This is a genomic window from Paenimyroides baculatum, assembly GCF_008629655.1.
Lineage (GTDB): Bacteria > Bacteroidota > Bacteroidia > Flavobacteriales > Flavobacteriaceae > Flavobacterium > Flavobacterium baculatum.
This window is the reverse complement of the sequence record NZ_VWSG01000008.1, coordinates 12,213-29,264: the sequence shown is the minus strand read 5'-3', so window position 1 is coordinate 29,264 and position 17,052 is coordinate 12,213. Positions and strand designations below refer to the sequence as shown.

Annotated in this window: 19 protein-coding genes; 14 read left to right on the top strand and 5 right to left on the bottom strand. The window is 35.6% G+C overall.

All coding sequences use genetic code 11. The annotated features are described in order from the left end of the window. Positions 1–36 precede the first annotated feature (36 nt). From F0460_RS11100 to F0460_RS11035, 14 genes are all read left to right on the top strand, one after another. Entirely contained in the window at positions 37–1,107 is a 1,071-nt protein-coding gene (locus F0460_RS11100) for an endonuclease/exonuclease/phosphatase family protein (protein WP_150013211.1), read from the top strand. A 212-nt stretch (positions 1,108–1,319) separates the two neighbouring features. Continuing rightward, the gene (locus F0460_RS11095; protein ID WP_150013209.1) at positions 1,320–2,783 is read left to right on the top strand and encodes a PSP1 domain-containing protein; all 1,464 of its coding nucleotides are present in this window, start codon (positions 1,320–1,322) and stop codon (positions 2,781–2,783) included. Next, positions 2,767–3,258 carry a gliding motility lipoprotein GldH gene (locus F0460_RS11090; protein ID WP_150013207.1) on the top strand — a complete coding sequence of 164 codons (492 nt, stop codon included), beginning with the start codon at positions 2,767–2,769 and terminating at the stop codon, positions 3,256–3,258. Before F0460_RS11095 ends, F0460_RS11090 begins: the two co-directional genes overlap by 17 nt. Before the next feature lie 16 nt (positions 3,259–3,274). Continuing rightward, on the top strand, positions 3,275–5,617 hold the full coding sequence (locus F0460_RS11085; protein WP_150013205.1) for a penicillin-binding protein 1A: 2,343 nt from the start codon (positions 3,275–3,277) through the stop codon (positions 5,615–5,617). A 72-nt stretch (positions 5,618–5,689) separates the two neighbouring features. Next, positions 5,690–6,391, top strand: coding sequence for a CoA transferase subunit A (locus F0460_RS11080; protein WP_150013203.1), 702 nt, complete (start codon positions 5,690–5,692; stop codon positions 6,389–6,391). A 2-nt stretch (positions 6,392–6,393) separates the two neighbouring features. Then, positions 6,394–7,050 (top strand): CoA transferase subunit B, encoded by a 657-nt coding sequence (locus F0460_RS11075; protein ID WP_150013201.1) that lies wholly within the window; start codon positions 6,394–6,396, stop codon positions 7,048–7,050. A 15-nt stretch (positions 7,051–7,065) separates the two neighbouring features. Next, the gene (locus F0460_RS11070) at positions 7,066–8,322 is read left to right on the top strand and encodes an AI-2E family transporter (RefSeq protein WP_150013198.1); all 1,257 of its coding nucleotides are present in this window, start codon (positions 7,066–7,068) and stop codon (positions 8,320–8,322) included. A gap of 78 nt (positions 8,323–8,400) precedes the next feature. After that, positions 8,401–9,570, top strand: coding sequence for a class I SAM-dependent rRNA methyltransferase (locus F0460_RS11065; RefSeq protein WP_150013196.1), 1,170 nt, complete (start codon positions 8,401–8,403; stop codon positions 9,568–9,570). Positions 9,571–9,728: 158 nt separating this feature from the next. Continuing rightward, positions 9,729–10,208, top strand: coding sequence for a lipocalin-like domain-containing protein (locus F0460_RS11060; protein WP_150013194.1), 480 nt, complete (start codon positions 9,729–9,731; stop codon positions 10,206–10,208). 127 nt (positions 10,209–10,335) lie between these two features. Then, on the top strand, positions 10,336–11,196 hold the full coding sequence (locus F0460_RS11055; RefSeq protein WP_150013192.1) for a tetratricopeptide repeat protein: 861 nt from the start codon (positions 10,336–10,338) through the stop codon (positions 11,194–11,196). Between the two features lie 117 nt (positions 11,197–11,313). Continuing rightward, positions 11,314–11,772, top strand: coding sequence for a toxin-antitoxin system YwqK family antitoxin (locus F0460_RS16445; protein ID WP_190304145.1), 459 nt, complete (start codon positions 11,314–11,316; stop codon positions 11,770–11,772). A gap of 57 nt (positions 11,773–11,829) precedes the next feature. Next, complete coding sequence (locus F0460_RS11045; protein WP_150013190.1) at positions 11,830–12,252, top strand: hypothetical protein; 423 nt, start codon at positions 11,830–11,832, stop codon at positions 12,250–12,252. 187 nt (positions 12,253–12,439) lie between these two features. Next, on the top strand, positions 12,440–12,847 hold the full coding sequence (locus tag F0460_RS11040) for a hypothetical protein (RefSeq protein ID WP_150013188.1): 408 nt from the start codon (positions 12,440–12,442) through the stop codon (positions 12,845–12,847). 109 nt (positions 12,848–12,956) lie between these two features. After that, positions 12,957–13,340, top strand: coding sequence for a hypothetical protein (locus tag F0460_RS11035; protein WP_150013187.1), 384 nt, complete (start codon positions 12,957–12,959; stop codon positions 13,338–13,340). Positions 13,341–13,519: 179 nt separating this feature from the next. Here the strand turns inward: F0460_RS11035 and F0460_RS11030 are convergent, their stop codons facing one another. The 5 genes from F0460_RS11030 to F0460_RS11010 form a co-directional block, all read right to left on the bottom strand. Further along, a complete protein-coding gene (locus tag F0460_RS11030; protein ID WP_150013186.1) occupies positions 13,520–15,046 on the bottom strand; it encodes a bifunctional GNAT family N-acetyltransferase/carbon-nitrogen hydrolase family protein in 1,527 nt (508 codons plus the stop codon). Positions 15,047–15,103: 57 nt separating this feature from the next. Beyond that, a complete protein-coding gene (locus tag F0460_RS11025; protein WP_150013184.1) occupies positions 15,104–15,562 on the bottom strand; it encodes a hypothetical protein in 459 nt (152 codons plus the stop codon). Further along, complete coding sequence (locus F0460_RS11020; protein ID WP_150013182.1) at positions 15,563–15,910, bottom strand: hypothetical protein; 348 nt, start codon at positions 15,908–15,910, stop codon at positions 15,563–15,565. A gap of 64 nt (positions 15,911–15,974) precedes the next feature. Continuing rightward, positions 15,975–16,574 (bottom strand): hypothetical protein, encoded by a 600-nt coding sequence (locus F0460_RS11015; protein ID WP_150013180.1) that lies wholly within the window; start codon positions 16,572–16,574, stop codon positions 15,975–15,977. An 18-nt stretch (positions 16,575–16,592) separates the two neighbouring features. Next, on the bottom strand, positions 16,593–17,051 hold the full coding sequence (locus F0460_RS11010) for a hypothetical protein (protein ID WP_150013178.1): 459 nt from the start codon (positions 17,049–17,051) through the stop codon (positions 16,593–16,595). Between the last annotated feature and the right edge of the window lies 1 nt (position 17,052).

Here is a 17,052-nt window from a genome sequence, read left to right as displayed (position 1 = left end):
GATTATCAAAAACTTTATAATAACTTAATAATGGGCATGAAAATTAAACTATTATCAATACTGGCATTCTTTGCAGGTACAGCGTTTGCACAATCTCAGCAGAAATCTTATGCGGTGCATACTGTTGCTTTTTACAATGTTGAAAACTTGTTTGATACCATTCGCGATGAGAAAATTTATGATGAAGAATGGACACCGAAAGGCGAAAGAAACTGGGATGGGAAAAAATATCAGCAAAAATTAGAAAATTTAAGTCGAGTAATTGCCGAAATTGGTACAGATGACAACCCAAATATGCCGACAATTTTAGGGGTTAGCGAAATTGAAAACCGTAAGGTGTTGGAAGATCTGGTAAATATGCCAAAACTTAAAAAAGCTAATTACGGAATTGTTCATTTTGATTCTCCGGATCGTCGTGGTATTGATGTGGCTCTTTTCTATCAAACTAAACATTTTAAGCCAACAAGCTCAAAAAATATTCCTTTATATATTTATGATCCAACCGATACTAAATATAAAGAAAGCAACAACGGGAAGGGTAAACGCGTTTACACCCGTGATCAGTTACTGGTTACCGGTTTGTTAGATGGTGAAGAAATGCACTTTATAGTAAACCACTGGCCATCGCGTTCGGGTGGCGAGAAAAAAAGTAGTCCAAACCGTGAGGCTGCGGCAGCATTGAACAAAAAAATCATCGATTCGTTATATAATATCAACCCAAATGCAAAGGTTTTTACAATGGGCGATTTAAACGACGGACCTTATAATAAATCGGTAAAAGATGTTTTAGAAGCAAAAGGGAAAAAAGACGATGTAAAAAAAGGCGGAATTTTTAACCCAATGTACCAGTTGTATAAAGAAGGTCACGGAACAATTGCGTACCGCGATGCCTGGGATATTTTCGATCAGATTATTTTCACAGAACCACTTTTAAGTAAAGATTATTCAAGCTTCCGCTATTGGAAAGTAGGCATTTTTAACAAACCGTTTTTAGTGCAGAAATCAGGTCAGTATAAAGGTTATCCGCTGCGAAACCAATTAAGCGGCGAACCAGGATTTAGCGATCACTTCCCTGTTTATATTTATTTGATTAAAGAGAAACAATAAAAAAAAGCTGCCTTTTGGCAGCTTTTTTTAGTTTGTAGAAAATTTGAATACGACTGTAAATTAAAACCTATGCCAATTTTAATTTTTTACTTATATTAGATTTTTGTAAAATGCTATAAAACGTTAACACGTTATTATGCGCAACGAAAATATAGTATCTTTACACAAATTTTTTATTAATTAATATAAACAGCGCAGGCTGTTCAATATATATGGCATGTACAAATTGTTCTACTAAAACAAACGATTCTGGCATTCCAAAAGGTTGTGGTAGCAAAGGTTCTTGTGGAACCGACAGTTGCAATAAGTTAAGTGTGTTCGATTGGTTGTCGAATATGCACTATCCTTCGGGGTTTGAACCTTTTGATGTAGTTGAAGTTCGTTTTAAAAACGGTAGAAAAGACTTTTATAAAAATATCGATAAACTGGCATTGCAAATGGGCGATGTGGTAGCAACCGAGGCAAGTCCGGGGCATGATATCGGAGTAGTAACTTTAGCCGGCGAGCTGGTTAAGGTGCAAATGAAGAAAAAAAAGGTAGATCCGTATGGCGATACCCTAAAAATATACAGAAAAGCAACGCAGAAAGATATTGATATTTGGAGCGATGCCCGCAAGCGTGAAGAACCAATGAAAGTTCGTGCTCGTGAAATTGCTATTGAATTAAAGCTGGAAATGAAGATTTCCGACATCGAATTTCAAGGCGATGCATCTAAAGCAACCTTTTATTATACGGCGAACGATCGTGTAGATTTCCGTCAGTTGATTAAAGAATTTGCACGTACATTCAACACCCGTATCGAAATGAAACAGGTAGGTTTCCGTCAGGAAGCTGCTCGTTTGGGCGGTATCGGATCATGTGGTCGCGAATTGTGCTGTTCTACCTGGCTAACCGATTTTAGAAGCGTAAATACTTCGGCGGCGCGTTATCAGCAGTTATCGTTAAATCCGCAAAAATTGGCGGGTCAGTGCGGTAAATTAAAATGTTGTTTAAATTACGAGTTGGATACCTATTTGGATGCCTTAAAAGGAATGCCAGATAGTGAAACCAAACTGCAAACTAAAAACGGAGAGGCATATTGTCAGAAAATTGATATTTTCAAACAAGTTATGTGGTTTGCATACCCGTCTAACGGAGCAAATTGGTATAAAATCGAAGTTCCGCAGGTTAAAGAAATTCTTGCCTTAAACAAGCAGGGACAGGTTATAGAAAACATTGAAGATTACGTTGTAGAAGAAGAAAACAATGCATCTGTTCAAAGTGTAGCAACTACTGAAGATAGTTTGTCGCGTTTCGATGAACCTAAACGTAAAAAGCACGCTCCGCGTAACAAGAAAAAGCCTGTAGGCAATACGGTAGAAAAACCTGCTGCAACTGTTGCAACCGATGTTAAAAGAGCACCACGTTCAAACGAAAATGCTTCAAGACCACCGCAAGCTCAACAATCAAAGCAGCAAAATCGTCCGCCGAGAAACAATCAGCCAAAAGTTCAGAATAATCAGAACAATCCAAATAATCAAACCGAAAAGCCAAAACCGGCTGTTCAAAATAACGCACCTATAAAATCAAACGAAGAAGGTGCCAGTAAAAATCAGGCACGTAAAAAGAATTTTAAACGACCTAATAAAAACAACGGAAACAACCCAAACAGTAAACCAAATGATAACAAACAATAAAAGAAATCTCTTTAAATTTGTTGCCTTATCAACAGTAATGGCATTTACAGCTTGTACTACGACCGATTTTTTTAACGAATACAAATCATTGCCAGACGGTTGGAAAAAAAGCGAACCTACTGTTTTTGATTTTGAATCGTTAGATACCATAACAAAGCACGATGCGTACATAAATATTCGTACAAAAAGCGATTATCCGTACAGCAACCTGTTTTTAATTGTGAAGATGTTTCCGCCCGAAGGCGTTGCAACGGTTGATACATTGCAGTATCAAATGGCAAATGCCGACGGAACCATGTTGGGGACCGGTTTTACCGATGTTAAGGAACACAAGCTTATCTGGCGAAAAAAAGTAGTGTTTAAAAAGCAGGGTGTTTATAAAATTGAAGTAGAACATGCCATGCGAAAAGTAAATGAAGTAAAAGGCGATGCAGTTTTAAACGGCATTACCGAAATTGGTTTACAAGTACAATAATTATTCATAAGACATTATGGAAAAAATAGAAGATTCTAAAAAGAAGGAACTATCTACCAACAGAAAATTTCTGCGTTTATTCTGGAAATTGTTCGGTGCAGGTGTTGCCTTTGTTATATTGATTTTTGCCTTTGCCAATTGGGGAATTTTTGGCGCGATGCCAAGTTTCGATGAATTGGAAAATCCGGAATCAAGTGTAGCAACTGAAATTATATCGGCAGACGGAAAAACATTAGGTAAGTTTTACCTTGAAAACCGCGTGCCTGTTAAGTATGAAGAATTACCGGAACATTTGGTTGATGCTTTGATTTCTACCGAAGATGAGCGTTTTCGTTCACATTCTGGGATTGATGCCCGTGGAACCATGCGTGCTATTTTCAGTGCCGGATCAAGTGGTGGAGCAAGTACAATCAGTCAGCAGTTGGCAAAAAACCTGTTTCACGGAAGTTCGGGTTCAACTAACAAGCTTTTTCGTGTAATTCAAAAGGTAAAAGAGTGGATTATTGCCGTAAAATTAGAGCGTCAATACACCAAAAACGAAATCATTGCCTATTATCTTAATACGGTAGATTTTGTTAGTAATGCGTACGGAATCCGTTCGGCGGCTAACATCTATTTTAATAAAGAACCTAAAAAACTAACGGTAGAAGAAGCTGCTGTTTTAGTAGGAATGCTTCAGGCACCTTCTCGTTACAATCCGCGTTTTAATCCGGATCGAGCAGAAAATCGTAGAAACATTGTTTTGGCGCAAATGGCTAAAAACGGTAAAATTACCGAAGCCGAAAAAGAAAAATATCAGGCAAAGCCTTTAAAAATCAATTATACACCAGAAACGCATACAAAAGGTTACGCAACGTATTTTAGAGAATATTTGCGTGATTATATGCGTAAATGGGTAAAGGAAAATCCTAAAAAAGACGGGTCAACGTATGATATTTACCGCGACGGTTTGCGTATTTATACCACGATTGATTCTCGTATGCAGGAATATGCAGAAGAGGCGGTAGAAATGCACTTGTCTAATTTACAGAAAGAATTCTTTAAGCAACAAAAAGGCAATAAAAATGCTCCGTTTATTCAGATCAATCAGGCAGAAACCAAGAAGATAATCGACCGTGCAATGCGTAATTCTGAACGTTGGCGACAAATGAGCTCACAAGGTAAAGAAGAGGAAGATATCATAAAATCGTTCGATGTTAAAACCAAAATGGCGATTTTCACTTGGAAAGGTGAAAAAGATACGTTAATGACACCGCGAGATTCTATTGTTTACTACAAACATTTCTTACAATCGGGTATGATGTCTATGGAACCTGTTACAGGTAACGTGAAAGCCTGGGTAGGAGGGATCGATTACAAACATTTTCAATACGATCACGTTGCACAAGGTGCACGTCAGGTTGGATCTACCTTTAAGCCGTTTGTTTACGCAACAGCTATCGATCAATTAGGAATGAGTCCTTGCGATTATATTTACGACGGACCTTTTACCATGCCTAAAGGACGTTATGGAATTCAACAACCGTGGTCACCTAAAAACTCGGCAGGTAAATATTACGGTTCCGTAACAATGAAATATGCTTTGGCACAATCATTAAATACTGTTACAGCTCGTTTAATGGATCGTGTTGGTCCAAAAGCGGTGATTGATTTATGTAGAGATTTAGGCGTAAAATCGGATATTCCGGCTTCTCCGGCAATTGCTTTGGGAGCCGTTGAAATTACGGTTAGCGATATGGTTGCAGCTTACAGCACGTTTGCAAATCAGGGAGTTTACGTAAAACCGCGTTTTGTAAATAAAATTACCGATAAAAACGGCGTTGTTTTGTTTGAATCAAGAGCTGAAACGCGCGATGTTATGAATAAAGATATTGCATACGGAATCATAAAATTATTGGAAGGTGTAACCGAAGGTGGTTCTGGTGGTCGTTTGCGTTATACAGGTTCAGGCGGTGCGGGTTACCACACAATGACAGGTTATCCGTATGCGTTTAAAAATCCTATTGCAGGTAAAACAGGTACTACACAGAACAATTCAGACGGTTGGTTCATTGGTATGGTTCCAAACTTGGTTACCGGCGTTTGGGTTGGTAACGAAGATCGTGCTGCGCACTTTAAATCAACGGTTTACGGACAAGGAGCAACAATGGCACTGCCAATTTGGGGTATCTTTATGAAGAAGTGTTATGGCGATAAAACGCTGTATGTTTCCGATGAAGATTTTGAACGACCTGCAAACATAAGTGTTCTGGTTGATTGCTGGAAACGAGCTGCCAATGATTCGGTTGGCGGCGGAAGCGAAAAGAAAGATAGCTTGGCTGCCCCTACAGAAAGTGTTCCAAAAGAATTTGACTTTTAAATATTTAAAACGACTTCCTATTTTGAAGTCGTTTTTTTTCATATTTTTATACCATTAACAATCTAAATAATTATGATTAATAAAAAGGTTGCGAATGCGCAAGAGGCATTACACGATGTACAAGATAATCAAACCATTATGGTTGGCGGATTTGGATTAAGCGGTATTCCCGAAAATTCAATTGCCGAACTGGTTCGTAAAAACATTACAGGTTTAACCTGTATTTCTAATAACGCAGGTGTTGATGATTTTGGATTAGGATTACTACTTCAAAAGCGTCAGGTTAAAAAAATGATTGCCTCTTATGTAGGTGAAAATGCCGAATTTGAACGCCAGATGTTAAGCGGCGAGCTAGATGTTGAATTAACTCCGCAAGGAACATTGGCAGAAAAATGTCGTGCTGCACAAGCAGGTATTCCTGCATTTTTTACACCGGCGGGTTACGGAACCGAAGTTGCAGAAGGTAAAGAAACACGCGAATTCAACGGAAAAATGTATGTAATGGAAGAAGCCTACAAGGCCGATTTTGCGATTGTAAAGGCATGGAAAGGTGACGAAGCTGGAAACTTGGTTTTCAAAGGAACTACACGCAGCTTTAACGCAGTTATGGCAGGTGCAGGTGAAATTACCATTGCCGAAGTTGAAGAGTTGGTACCGCTTGGAGAATTAGATCCTAACCAAATTCATATTCCGGGAATTTATGTGAAGCGTATTTTTCAAGGAGAAAAGTATGAAAAAAGAATTGAACAACGAACGGTACGTAAAAGAGATTAATTATGGCATTAGATAAAGTAGGCATTGCAAAACGCATTGCCAAAGAATTACAAGAAGGGTTTTATGTAAATTTAGGAATTGGGATTCCAACATTGGTTGCAAACTATATTCCCGACGGAATGAACGTAGAATTTCAGTCAGAAAACGGCGTTTTAGGTATGGGACCTTTTCCTTTTGAAGGAGATGAAGATGCCGATCTAATCAACGCGGGTAAACAAACCATAACAACATTACCTGGAGCATCATTTTTTGATTCGGCTATGAGTTTTGGAATGATTCGTTCACAACATGTTGATTTAACTATTTTAGGCGCAATGGAAGTTTCTGAAAACGGCGACATCGCCAACTGGAAAATCCCTGGAAAAATGGTAAAAGGTATGGGCGGTGCTATGGATTTGGTAGCATCGGCAGAAAATATCATTGTTGCCATGATGCACGTAAACAAAGCAGGCGAATCTAAAATATTAAAAAAATGTACGCTGCCTTTAACAGGTGTTGGATGTGTTAAAAAAGTAGTAACCGAATTGGCTTTGATGGAAATTACTCCAAATGGTTTTAAATTGCTTGAACGCGCTCCCGGTGTATCGGTAGAAGAAATCATAAAGGCAACCGAAGCTGAATTGATCATTGAAGGAACGATTCCTGAAATGAGTATCTAAAAAAATAAATTGGCTATGAAAAACGAACATTTAGAAAGATATAAAGATTTAGATTTCAGCAATCCAAACGATCAAAAAACGAAAGTTCCGTTTGTTATTCGTTTAGCGTGCGTTTTAATCAGCCTAATAGCAATAGTTTTTATCAGCATCATTGGTAAATCTGTATTGGTGCCTTTGGTAATTGGCTTTTTGGTATCCATGTTGTTGTTGCCGCTGTCTAACTTTCAGGAAAAAAAATTAAAGTTTCCAAGAATTGTAACTTCATTGGTATCTCCAATATTGTTCTTTTTGGCGGTTTTGGCTGTTATGTACTTCATTGGTACGCAAATGGCACAGTTTACAGAAGATCTACCGGAATTTCAACAACAGATCGAAAAATTATTTCACGAAGTACAGGTTTTTGTTTACGATAAATTTGGTGTATCAGAACAAGAACAGATCAATTACATTGAAAAAAATGCCGAGGAAGTTCTTAAACGCGGATCGGGTGTATTAGGCACAGCAGTTACATCGTTAACTTCTATGCTGGCATCAGCAATGTTCATTTTTTTGGGCATCTTCTTCTTTTTACTGTACCGCAGTCATTTGGTAAAATTCTTAATATGGTGTTTTCCGCCTAAAGATCAAACCAAAGTAAAAGAAGTAATTGTTGAAATTCAAAGCATCATAAAACAATACATTTTTGGGTTGTTGATACAGGTTGTGGCGGTTTCGGGCTTAATGTTCATCGCATATTCAATTATTGGTATTAAGTACGCTTTGTTGTTTGCGGTACTTTGCGGCGTGTTAAATTTAATACCTTATGTGGGTGTTTTTGTAGCTACCATTTTGGCTGCCATTGTAACATTAGCAACCGGCGAACCTATACAGGCACTGTGGGTAATTGTTGCGGTTTTGGTTGTAAATTCAATCGATGGAAACATCATTACACCAAAAATCATTGGATCAAAAGTAGCATTAAACTCGTTTGTTGTGTTGTTTGGTATCGTGATTGCAGAATCGATCTGGGGAATTGCCGGAATGTTTTTAGCCATTCCCGTTTTAGCTATTTTCAAAATTATTTTCGATAATGTAGAAGGTTTACGTCCGTACGGATTTGTTTTGGGAGAAGACAATGCGCCAACGCCGTTGTTTGAAAAATATTACGACAGATACATTTATCGTAAAAAACCGAAAGACGAAGACTTGCCAAAAGTTCTGCAAACCGAAGAACAAAATCACGAAGAAGGAAAAACACCTGATCCTGATAAAGATGAAAAAGATAATTCTTAAATATAAAATCCATCATTACGATGGATTTTTTTGTGTTTAAAAACACGAGATTGTTTTACTTTTGTAAAAAATAATTAAATGGAATTTGCAAAGGTTATATTAAAGCAAGGTAAAGAAAAATCTATTTTACGTAAACACCCTTGGGTTTTTAGTGGTGCGGTTTATGGGGTTAGCGATGAGTTGGAAGACGGACAAATGGTTGATATTACTACGTACGATGGTGATCATTTGGCAACAGGTTTTTACAGCAACAAAGGAAGCATCGTTGTGCGCATATTAACTTTTAAAGACGAGGTTTTTACTGATGATTTCTGGGATAACCGCCTAAATGCTGCGTGGAATTTACGTTTAAAGCTTTTTAATATAGAAGAAACCAATGCCTTTAGATTGATTCATGGTGAAGGTGACGAAATTCCGGGTTTGATTATCGATTATTACAACAAAAACTTTGTGATTCAGGCACATTCCACAGGGATTTATTTGAATATGAAGAAAATCGCCGAAGCCATACAAAAATGTTTTCCTGATTATTGCGAAACCATTTACTGTAAAAGCGCTAACACACTTCCAAATACAGGAACCGATTTTCATTTATACGGAACAGCTGCCGAAACAATCGCGAAAGAAAACAACATTCAGTTTCATGTAAATTGGGTTGAAGGACAAAAAACTGGGTTCTTTTTAGATCAAAGAGAAAATAGAAAGTTATTAGAGAGATATTCAAACGGAAAAAAAGTACTGAATACATTTTGCTATACCGGCGGTTTTTCTATTTACGCTATGAATTCTGGTGCCAATTTGGTAACTTCTGTTGATATATCTGATAAAGCCGTAAAATTGGCTGCGCAAAATATGCAGTTGAACTTTCCGGGAAGCAATCACCAGGCAGTAGCGTCAGATGTTTTTGAATTTCTAAAAGAAAATAAAAACCAATACGAAGTTATTGTTTTAGATCCGCCCGCATTTGCCAAAAACATCAAAAGCAAGCACACCGCAACGCAAGCATATAAACGTTTGAACGTTGCCGGATTAAAAACCATTACAAAAGGTGGTTTCTTGTTTACATTTTCATGCTCGCAGGTTATAGATGAGGTGCTTTTTTACAATACCGTAGCAGCTGCAGCAATAGAATCGGGTAGAAAAGTACGTGTGTTGCACAAGCTATCGCAAGGTCCGGATCATCCTGTAAATATGTTCCACCCGGAAGGATCTTACCTAAAAGGGTTAGTTTTATATGTAGAAGAATAATCAGTCATAAAATAAAATTATTAAACTCGCACGAATCTTTTCGGTGCGAGTTTTTTTATGTAGAACAAGTTCGTCATTCTGACTATAAAAAGTTCTACAAATACTTTTTCAAAAGCATCATAATTTTGTAATGTTTACTATTTAGAAAAAATTAAGTTATGAAAAAGATCTTTTCAATGTTCGCATTAAGTGCTGTAGCAATTACAGCTGTATCATGTTCAGATGACGATAAACCGGCACCATCAGAACAAAACCAGTTATTAGGTAAATGGAGTTATATGGAAGAATTAGCGTTAGATGAAAACGGTAATGTAGTTTCAACTTATTCTGACGATAACGGTGAATGTCCGTACGATACTTTTGAATTTAAAAACAACGGTATTTTACAGAATATAGATTACGATTTTAGTGACAATGCAAGCGAATGTGAGAATTATATCACAGACGGAATATGGAATGTTACAGGAAATACATTTAAACTGGCATTAGGTGAAGGAGAAGATTTTGAAGACAGTTTTGAAATTAAAAAACTTACCGCCGATGCTTTTGAAATTCAAAGACCTTTAACAAGGGAAGAAGCAGCAGATTACGAATTGAATGTTGTGGCATTAAAATTCGTATTTAAAAAAGTTAAATAACACTTATTACATTCGGGCTTGGGTTTAAACTTAAGCCCGATTTATTTTAAACAAGTATTGGTTGCTAATGAATACTAATATAAATGTAGTTAATAGAAATAAGTTATTTTAGCATAAAGAATTCGGTATGAATATAATATATAGAAAATATAAAGCAACTAAATTATTTCTCTTTATTGTCATTGCGTTGTTTGTCACTACCATCGGCTATAATCAAAATGCTATTGTTCTAGAAACTGATCCTGTGAAAATAGCGAAGATTGAAGAGTACTTAAAAAACATTGAAGTTACATTAACTCATGATCCTCAAGCAGGAGCTTTATATATCAAAAAGGCAAGTCTGCTTACAGCGCTGGGTAAATATGAAGAAGCAAAAACTAGCCTAACTAAAGCTATTACTATCAATCCTGACCCTGCGGCATTATTTTTTATTTATTACAGAAGAGGTGATCTAAATTACAAATTGGGTCTTTCGGAAGAAAGTATTGCAGATTTCTCTAAATCAATTGAATTACAGCCGCAATATGAATGGGCATATTTAGACAGGGGGATGGCTTTAGCAGATAAAGGGAAAATGGCAGAAGCAGAAGCAGATTTTCTTAAAGCTTTGGAATTAAAACCCAATTGGGGTGATGCTTTTTACTGTCTTGGTATATGTTATCATGATCAGGCAAAACCAGAAAAAGCAATGAATTATTTTAACTTGGCGATAAAAGATACCGATCATCAGTTATTATTTAAAGACAAAGCATACAACAATATTGGAATATTATACAACCATCAAAAAAAATACAATCTAAGTGTACCTTATTTCGATAAGGCTATTGAACTTAATCCCAACTATTCTTTAGCATACATTAATCGTGCAGTTGCTAAATATCAGCTAAATGATATAGATGGGGTATGTACAGATTTGCAAAGAGCGATTGAGCTTGGTCGTGAAGATGTGAAAAGTGAATATGAAAAATATTGCAATTCAAAAAGATAAACGTTTACGTAAATACTTTTTATATGATTAGTAATTTAAAAATGAAAATACAAGTGATACTCATATCATTAATGTTTACCTGTATTTTTTTCTTTCGGTCAAAATCAAACAGAGGCAATTAAAATAGCAGCAGATGCCGATAATGGAAAACCGGGTAATACCTACATTACTTATAAAAATGGAAAACTAAAAGAATCCGGTAAGTATGATGAAAAAGGAAAAAAAACAGGCGAATGGAAATTCTATAGTATAAACGGAGATTTAGAAAGTATTGGACTGTATGAGAGTGGAGAAAAACATGGAGAATGGAGCGACTATTACCCAAACGGAAAAATCCTTAAAACAGGTAATTACATAAACGGAAAACAAGTAGCCGAATGGAGAACCTATCATTCAAGCGGGCAATTATCTTCCGTAGCAATTTTTAAAGATGGAAAGCAAATTGGAAAAACAAAATTGTACAATTTACAAGGTAAAAGCACAAGTCAAAAAGCTTTACACGATGAAATGAAAGAGCTAATGAAAACTGATTTTAAAAAGTTTTATATCTCGCTCCAGCAAAAAAACTTTGAATAAGCCGTAAATTTTGTTTCGGAAGATTATCTAGATGCCACTCGTTTTTCAAAAGAACAAATGAAAAATATGCTACGCAGCAATTTTGATAATTGTGAAATTCTTCCAGATTTAAAGATTGCATTGAAAGAAATAGAAGCACAAAAGCCCAAAAAAATCATTAAAAAAGAGAATAAATCGTTTGGAGTTTTAGAAGCTGTAATGAATTTTGAAATGACGGTAACAGGAAATTACAGCAAAACAGAAATTGCAAGGACAGTAGATTTAATCGAAACCATCGGAAAAGATCGTTATAAAATAGGGGAAATATCACAAACAGAAGATAAAACCGTAATTCAACTAAAGGACAAAAGACTGGTTGCTGCCATTTATGATTATTCAACCCAAAATGTAAGCTTTGCAATGGCAGAAATAGGTTTGAGATATAGTTTTGAAAAATTTCTACCGAAAGAAATTGTAGAAGAAATGAAAAATCAATTATAATCTTCTGTAGTGTGAGTAAAACAAAAAATACTGTCGCATCAAATAGTGAGTGAGATATATATAATCAATAAAAAGATGAGTAAAGTCTATAAAAACCATCTGTTAATAATTCACTATATTATTAATTAAAAGTTTGTAGGTTTCAAAAAAAAATTTATATTTGATATAAATAATTAAAATATTGTATATGAAAAAATTAGTGTTATCGGCATTATTCGCATCAACTATGTTAGTAGTATCTTGTGACAATAAGAAAGGTGTTGAAGAAACAACAACTACAGAAACAGAAACAACTGTAGATCCTGCAACTGAAACTGCAACCACAACTACCACCACAGAAACTACTTTAGAAGTACCTAAATTTAGTTCTCCGGAAGCACAAAAAATGGCAGAAGAATATACTGCTTATGTAAAACAATCAATGGAAGCAGCAAAATCTGGAGATGCTGCAAAAATTTCAGAATTACAAGCGAAATCTGCTGAGTGGACTAAAAAACAAACAGAATTAGCTGCAAAGTTAACACCGGAAGATGTTAAATTATGGCAAGAATACGCTATGAAATTGGCTGAACAACAACAAGCGCCAATTAAATAGTAAAACAAATTTTTCTAAATTTTAAGACACAGTTTATGCTGTGTCTTTTTTTTGTAATTGTATTTTGTTTTTTACTACATTTATAATTCAAATAGTAAAATTAATTAATATGAAAAAGATAGTTTATCCAATGTTATTGTCGGCAGTTTTGTTGACAGCATGTAGTAAAAAAGAAGAGAACAAAATTCAGGAACCAATGACCGATCCGCCGGTAGAAAGTGTAAACAATGCACCGCAAACTACGGCAGAAGATGTTGCTACAGTTCCATCATTCAAATATGCCGAAGCAGACCAGTTTGCACAGGAATACAGCAAATTTGTAAGTGAGTTTAAAACGGCAACGGCAAACAATGATAAAGAAGCATTAAAAACGTTGGGACCTAAATTAAACGAATACCAAAAAAGAGGTGTTGAATTGGCTAAACGTGTTCCGCAAGACGAAGCTGTTGCTTTTCAAGATTTCTTAAACAAATTAGAATCGTACATTAAATAAAAATTAATATTTGGAAGTTTGTCATTCCGTGCTTGACACGGAATCGCATCATCAATTAACCTTTTGAGATGCTGACCCGAGCTTGCGAACAGAACGAAGTTAAACAAGTTCAGCATGACAACGTTTAGGGGTAGAAATACTTTCGATACTAATTCAAACTAAAATAGAGCCATAAGGCTCTATTTTAGTTTTCGTAACTTATATAAATCTAAACGGCGGTCTTTCTTAATACGCACGCTCCCCAATTCGTGCAGTTCTTTTAAAGCGTTTAATTCCACATCAACAATCAAGGTCATTTCGGTATTTGGGGTAGCTTCGGCTTTAACGCCGTTGTTTGGAAAAGCAAAATCAGACGGCGTAAAAACAGCTGCCTGCCCGTACTGAATATCCATGTTGTTTACTTTTGGCAAATTCCCTACACAACCGGTAATCGCCACGTAACATTCGTTTTCAATGGCACGCGCCTGTGCACAGCTGCGTACACGGGTGTATCCGTTTTGCGTATCGGTTAAATAAGGTACAAACAATATTTCCATTCCGTCTTCGCTCATAATACGCGATAATTCCGGAAACTCCACATCGTAACAAATAATAATTCCGATTTTTCCGCAGTCGGTATCAAAAGTCTGTATCACATCGCCGCCTTGCATTCCCCAATACAAACGTTCGTTGGGTGTAATGTGTATTTTTCGATACATTTCAGACGATCCATCGCGTTTGCATAAAAAACCAACGTTATACAGTACGTTTTCTTCCAAATAAGGCATGCTGCCCGTGATAATGTTGATATTATACTCAATAGCTAATTCTTGAAAGCGTTTGTGAATGATATCGGTATGTTTTGATAATTCTCGGATTGCTTCAGATTCCGACAAATGATTGTAATCTGCCATTAACGGAGCAACAAACAATTCGGGGAAGGTTGCAAAATCGCTTTCGTACCCCGAAACGGCATCGATAAAAAATTCAGCTTGATCAAAAAATTCCTCTAAATTATTCAACGGACGCATTTGCCATTGGATCAAACCTAAACGAACCACACTTTTCTTGGCATTGATCAAAACGGGAGATTTATCGTACGAAATATTGTTCCATTCAAGCAAAACCGCGTAATCACGGGAGTCGCGGTCGCCTTCTAAATAATTGCGCAGTAATCTTTTAATATGAAAATCGTTGTTTACCTGAAACGAAATTACCGGATCGTGGATTTCTTTGGTTTTAACCCGATCTAAATATTGCTTTGGGGTGAATTCTTTGGCGTAATTATGATAATTTGGAATACGTCCTGCGAAAATAATCGACTTTAAATTTAACTGTTCGCATAATTCTTTTCGAACATCATACAAACGTCGACCCAAGCGCAAACCACGGTAATTTGGGTGGATAAAAACATCGATTCCGTACAAAACATCGCCATCTGGATTGTGAGAATTGAATTTACTGTCGGTTATAATATCGTTGTATTTGTGGTTTGATAGCGCCAAACTTTCATCTACAATTAACGACAAAGCCGCACCAACAACCACATCGTCAACCACAATAACAATTTGTCCTTCCGGAAAAACCTTCAATAACCGTCTGATTTCTTCTTTTTTCCAATACAAATCCTCAACATCTTCATCATCGTACGCCTGAAGCATGGAATTTTTTAATTCTATATAATCTTCAATTTCTAAATTGCGGAGTTCTACTTTATTAATCTGCATTCTTTCTCGTAAATTTTTCCCTTAAATTATAAAAAAAGAACGAGGAAGTTCTTAAAATTATCGAAAATTTGGTCGGGCGGTAAAAGGAGAAAACGACCACGGAACCGAAACAAAAAGAATAAAAAGTATTATTAGATATCTAACAAACAGATAATTAAAAGCGTTATCTGTGCCGATTTTGCTTTTGGTTTTATCTGTAAAAACATTTAAAAGTAGTACGCCCAAAATCATCATGAACGGATGTTCTAATCCAAAAAAGCGTATGTCGCGCCATTTAACCGCCTGACTCAATTGCGACCAAAATGCTTTTGCCATTGGACTTTGCGTGAGCAGTAAAATTCCGACTAAAAACTGCAGGTTGAAAACATTTTTTATGGCTTTAAAAAGCTGGTAATGCTTGGTTGTGTAAATTGCTTTGTTCGATTTCTTTAGAAAGATGAAAATCAAACCGAAAAGTAGAAAACCCAAGGCAATCCAACGCAGATATGAATGGATTATTAACAGATAGCCGTACATTTAATTCTTTTTTACTAAAACAAACCAATCGTTTTCTATGGGCATGTAACCTTGATCGTACACAAAATAATAGGTTACGTTAGATTTTGTGATGTATATGGAGGTGAATAATGAAAAATCGAAACCTAAGTCGAGTAGTTTTTTACGGTTGATTTTTACTTTACCTTCGGGATTGTTTTCTGATAAAATGCGGTAATTTTTGCGTAACGCGTAATTAATCGTTCGCATTAAATTGGTGGTGTCTTTGTTTAATTTGTTGTTGTAGGTATTGCGGCAGGCATCGTTACAGAATTTTTTATCTTCACGACCAATGATTTTCTCGCCACATTCTAAACAATTTTTGCCCATTTTTATTTTAAAGATACAAAAGCATTTTCTAAAAAGTTGAAAATATTTATAGCTTTTTTTGTAATTACTGTCTTATTTTAGAAATTAAATCTAATTTAAATTGTTCTATACTTTTTAAATCAGGCAATAAAAGGTAGATGATTCCATTTTCAATATCAATCCTTTCAACAGTAGTTATAATATTGTAATTTTGTCTTTTTAAATTGATTGTTGACTCATCGGAAGATCTATCATTTAATGATTTTATTGATGAAATTGTTCTTTTTTTAGCACTAAACTGAAACAGTTTCTTTGTCTTTAAGTCATAAACAGAAACCAAATCTCTGGGTATTAAACCTGTGCTAGCATAATGAGTTTCTTTTATAGGAGTAATTAACAAAAACCTTGATTCAAAAACTTCATACAAATAATTTCTTACTCTATTTTCGCCCTCAAAAAAAATCTCATTATTTTCCTTTAATTGAATTTTATTTCCATCATAAACCTTTGCAATTGAATATTTTTCGCTGTAGCACTCTGTGTATTCACTATTACATTCAAATTCAAGATGTGACAGGCTTATTTCATATGAATCACTTTGTATAGAAGTTTTCGGAGCTACGCAACCAACTAAAAATATAATAAAAAAAGATAAATATATATTTTTCATATGAAGATCTTTCATTCGATAATTTGAGTGAATCTACTTCAAAAGCGTTAAGCGTTGTTGCAGTTCAGCGCGAACTTCGGTGTAATTTTTATAATATAGACTAGAGAAAACGGCAATTGCTTTTTTATCTTGAATCAAGTAACAATATTCGTGGTATTGTGCACGCTGTCTGAAATCGCGAATGGCAAAACCTTCAATTTCATTAATCTTAAAAGTTTTTTTAGTACCAAATCCCAATAGTTGTTTTACTTCAATGGAGTCGTTAGTAATTTTTACCGTTGCCATGCGTAGGTTCATTTCAATAAAAAAGCCCCAGATAATAATAAACAAACTTACCAAGCAGCACAAAACCAAAAATACCGTTAAGCCCCAATGCAAGTTGTCTTGAAACATGCGTAAAAATTTGTTCACAATAAAGGCAGTTAAAACCGGAAAACTTAAAATTAGTAAGCTGTAAAAATAGGCGGTGTTACTTAATTTTGACTGAACCATT

Coding starts and splice junctions, on each gene's coding strand:
- F0460_RS11100 (WP_150013211.1), top strand. CDS start 37: ATGAAAATTAAACTATTATCAATACTGGCATTCTTTGCAGGTACAGCG.
- F0460_RS11095 (WP_150013209.1), top strand. CDS start 1,320: ATGGCATGTACAAATTGTTCTACTAAAACAAACGATTCTGGCATTCCA.
- F0460_RS11090 (WP_150013207.1), top strand. CDS start 2,767: ATGATAACAAACAATAAAAGAAATCTCTTTAAATTTGTTGCCTTATCA.
- F0460_RS11085 (WP_150013205.1), top strand. CDS start 3,275: ATGGAAAAAATAGAAGATTCTAAAAAGAAGGAACTATCTACCAACAGA.
- F0460_RS11080 (WP_150013203.1), top strand. CDS start 5,690: ATGATTAATAAAAAGGTTGCGAATGCGCAAGAGGCATTACACGATGTA.
- F0460_RS11075 (WP_150013201.1), top strand. CDS start 6,394: ATGGCATTAGATAAAGTAGGCATTGCAAAACGCATTGCCAAAGAATTA.
- F0460_RS11070 (WP_150013198.1), top strand. CDS start 7,066: ATGAAAAACGAACATTTAGAAAGATATAAAGATTTAGATTTCAGCAAT.
- F0460_RS11065 (WP_150013196.1), top strand. CDS start 8,401: ATGGAATTTGCAAAGGTTATATTAAAGCAAGGTAAAGAAAAATCTATT.
- F0460_RS11060 (WP_150013194.1), top strand. CDS start 9,729: ATGAAAAAGATCTTTTCAATGTTCGCATTAAGTGCTGTAGCAATTACA.
- F0460_RS11055 (WP_150013192.1), top strand. CDS start 10,336: ATGAATATAATATATAGAAAATATAAAGCAACTAAATTATTTCTCTTT.
- F0460_RS11045 (WP_150013190.1), top strand. CDS start 11,830: ATGAAAAATATGCTACGCAGCAATTTTGATAATTGTGAAATTCTTCCA.
- F0460_RS11040 (WP_150013188.1), top strand. CDS start 12,440: ATGAAAAAATTAGTGTTATCGGCATTATTCGCATCAACTATGTTAGTA.
- F0460_RS11035 (WP_150013187.1), top strand. CDS start 12,957: ATGAAAAAGATAGTTTATCCAATGTTATTGTCGGCAGTTTTGTTGACA.
- F0460_RS11030 (WP_150013186.1), bottom strand. CDS start 15,046: ATGCAGATTAATAAAGTAGAACTCCGCAATTTAGAAATTGAAGATTAT.
- F0460_RS11025 (WP_150013184.1), bottom strand. CDS start 15,562: ATGTACGGCTATCTGTTAATAATCCATTCATATCTGCGTTGGATTGCC.
- F0460_RS11020 (WP_150013182.1), bottom strand. CDS start 15,910: ATGGGCAAAAATTGTTTAGAATGTGGCGAGAAAATCATTGGTCGTGAA.
- F0460_RS11015 (WP_150013180.1), bottom strand. CDS start 16,574: ATGAAAGATCTTCATATGAAAAATATATATTTATCTTTTTTTATTATA.
- F0460_RS11010 (WP_150013178.1), bottom strand. CDS start 17,051: ATGGTTCAGTCAAAATTAAGTAACACCGCCTATTTTTACAGCTTACTA.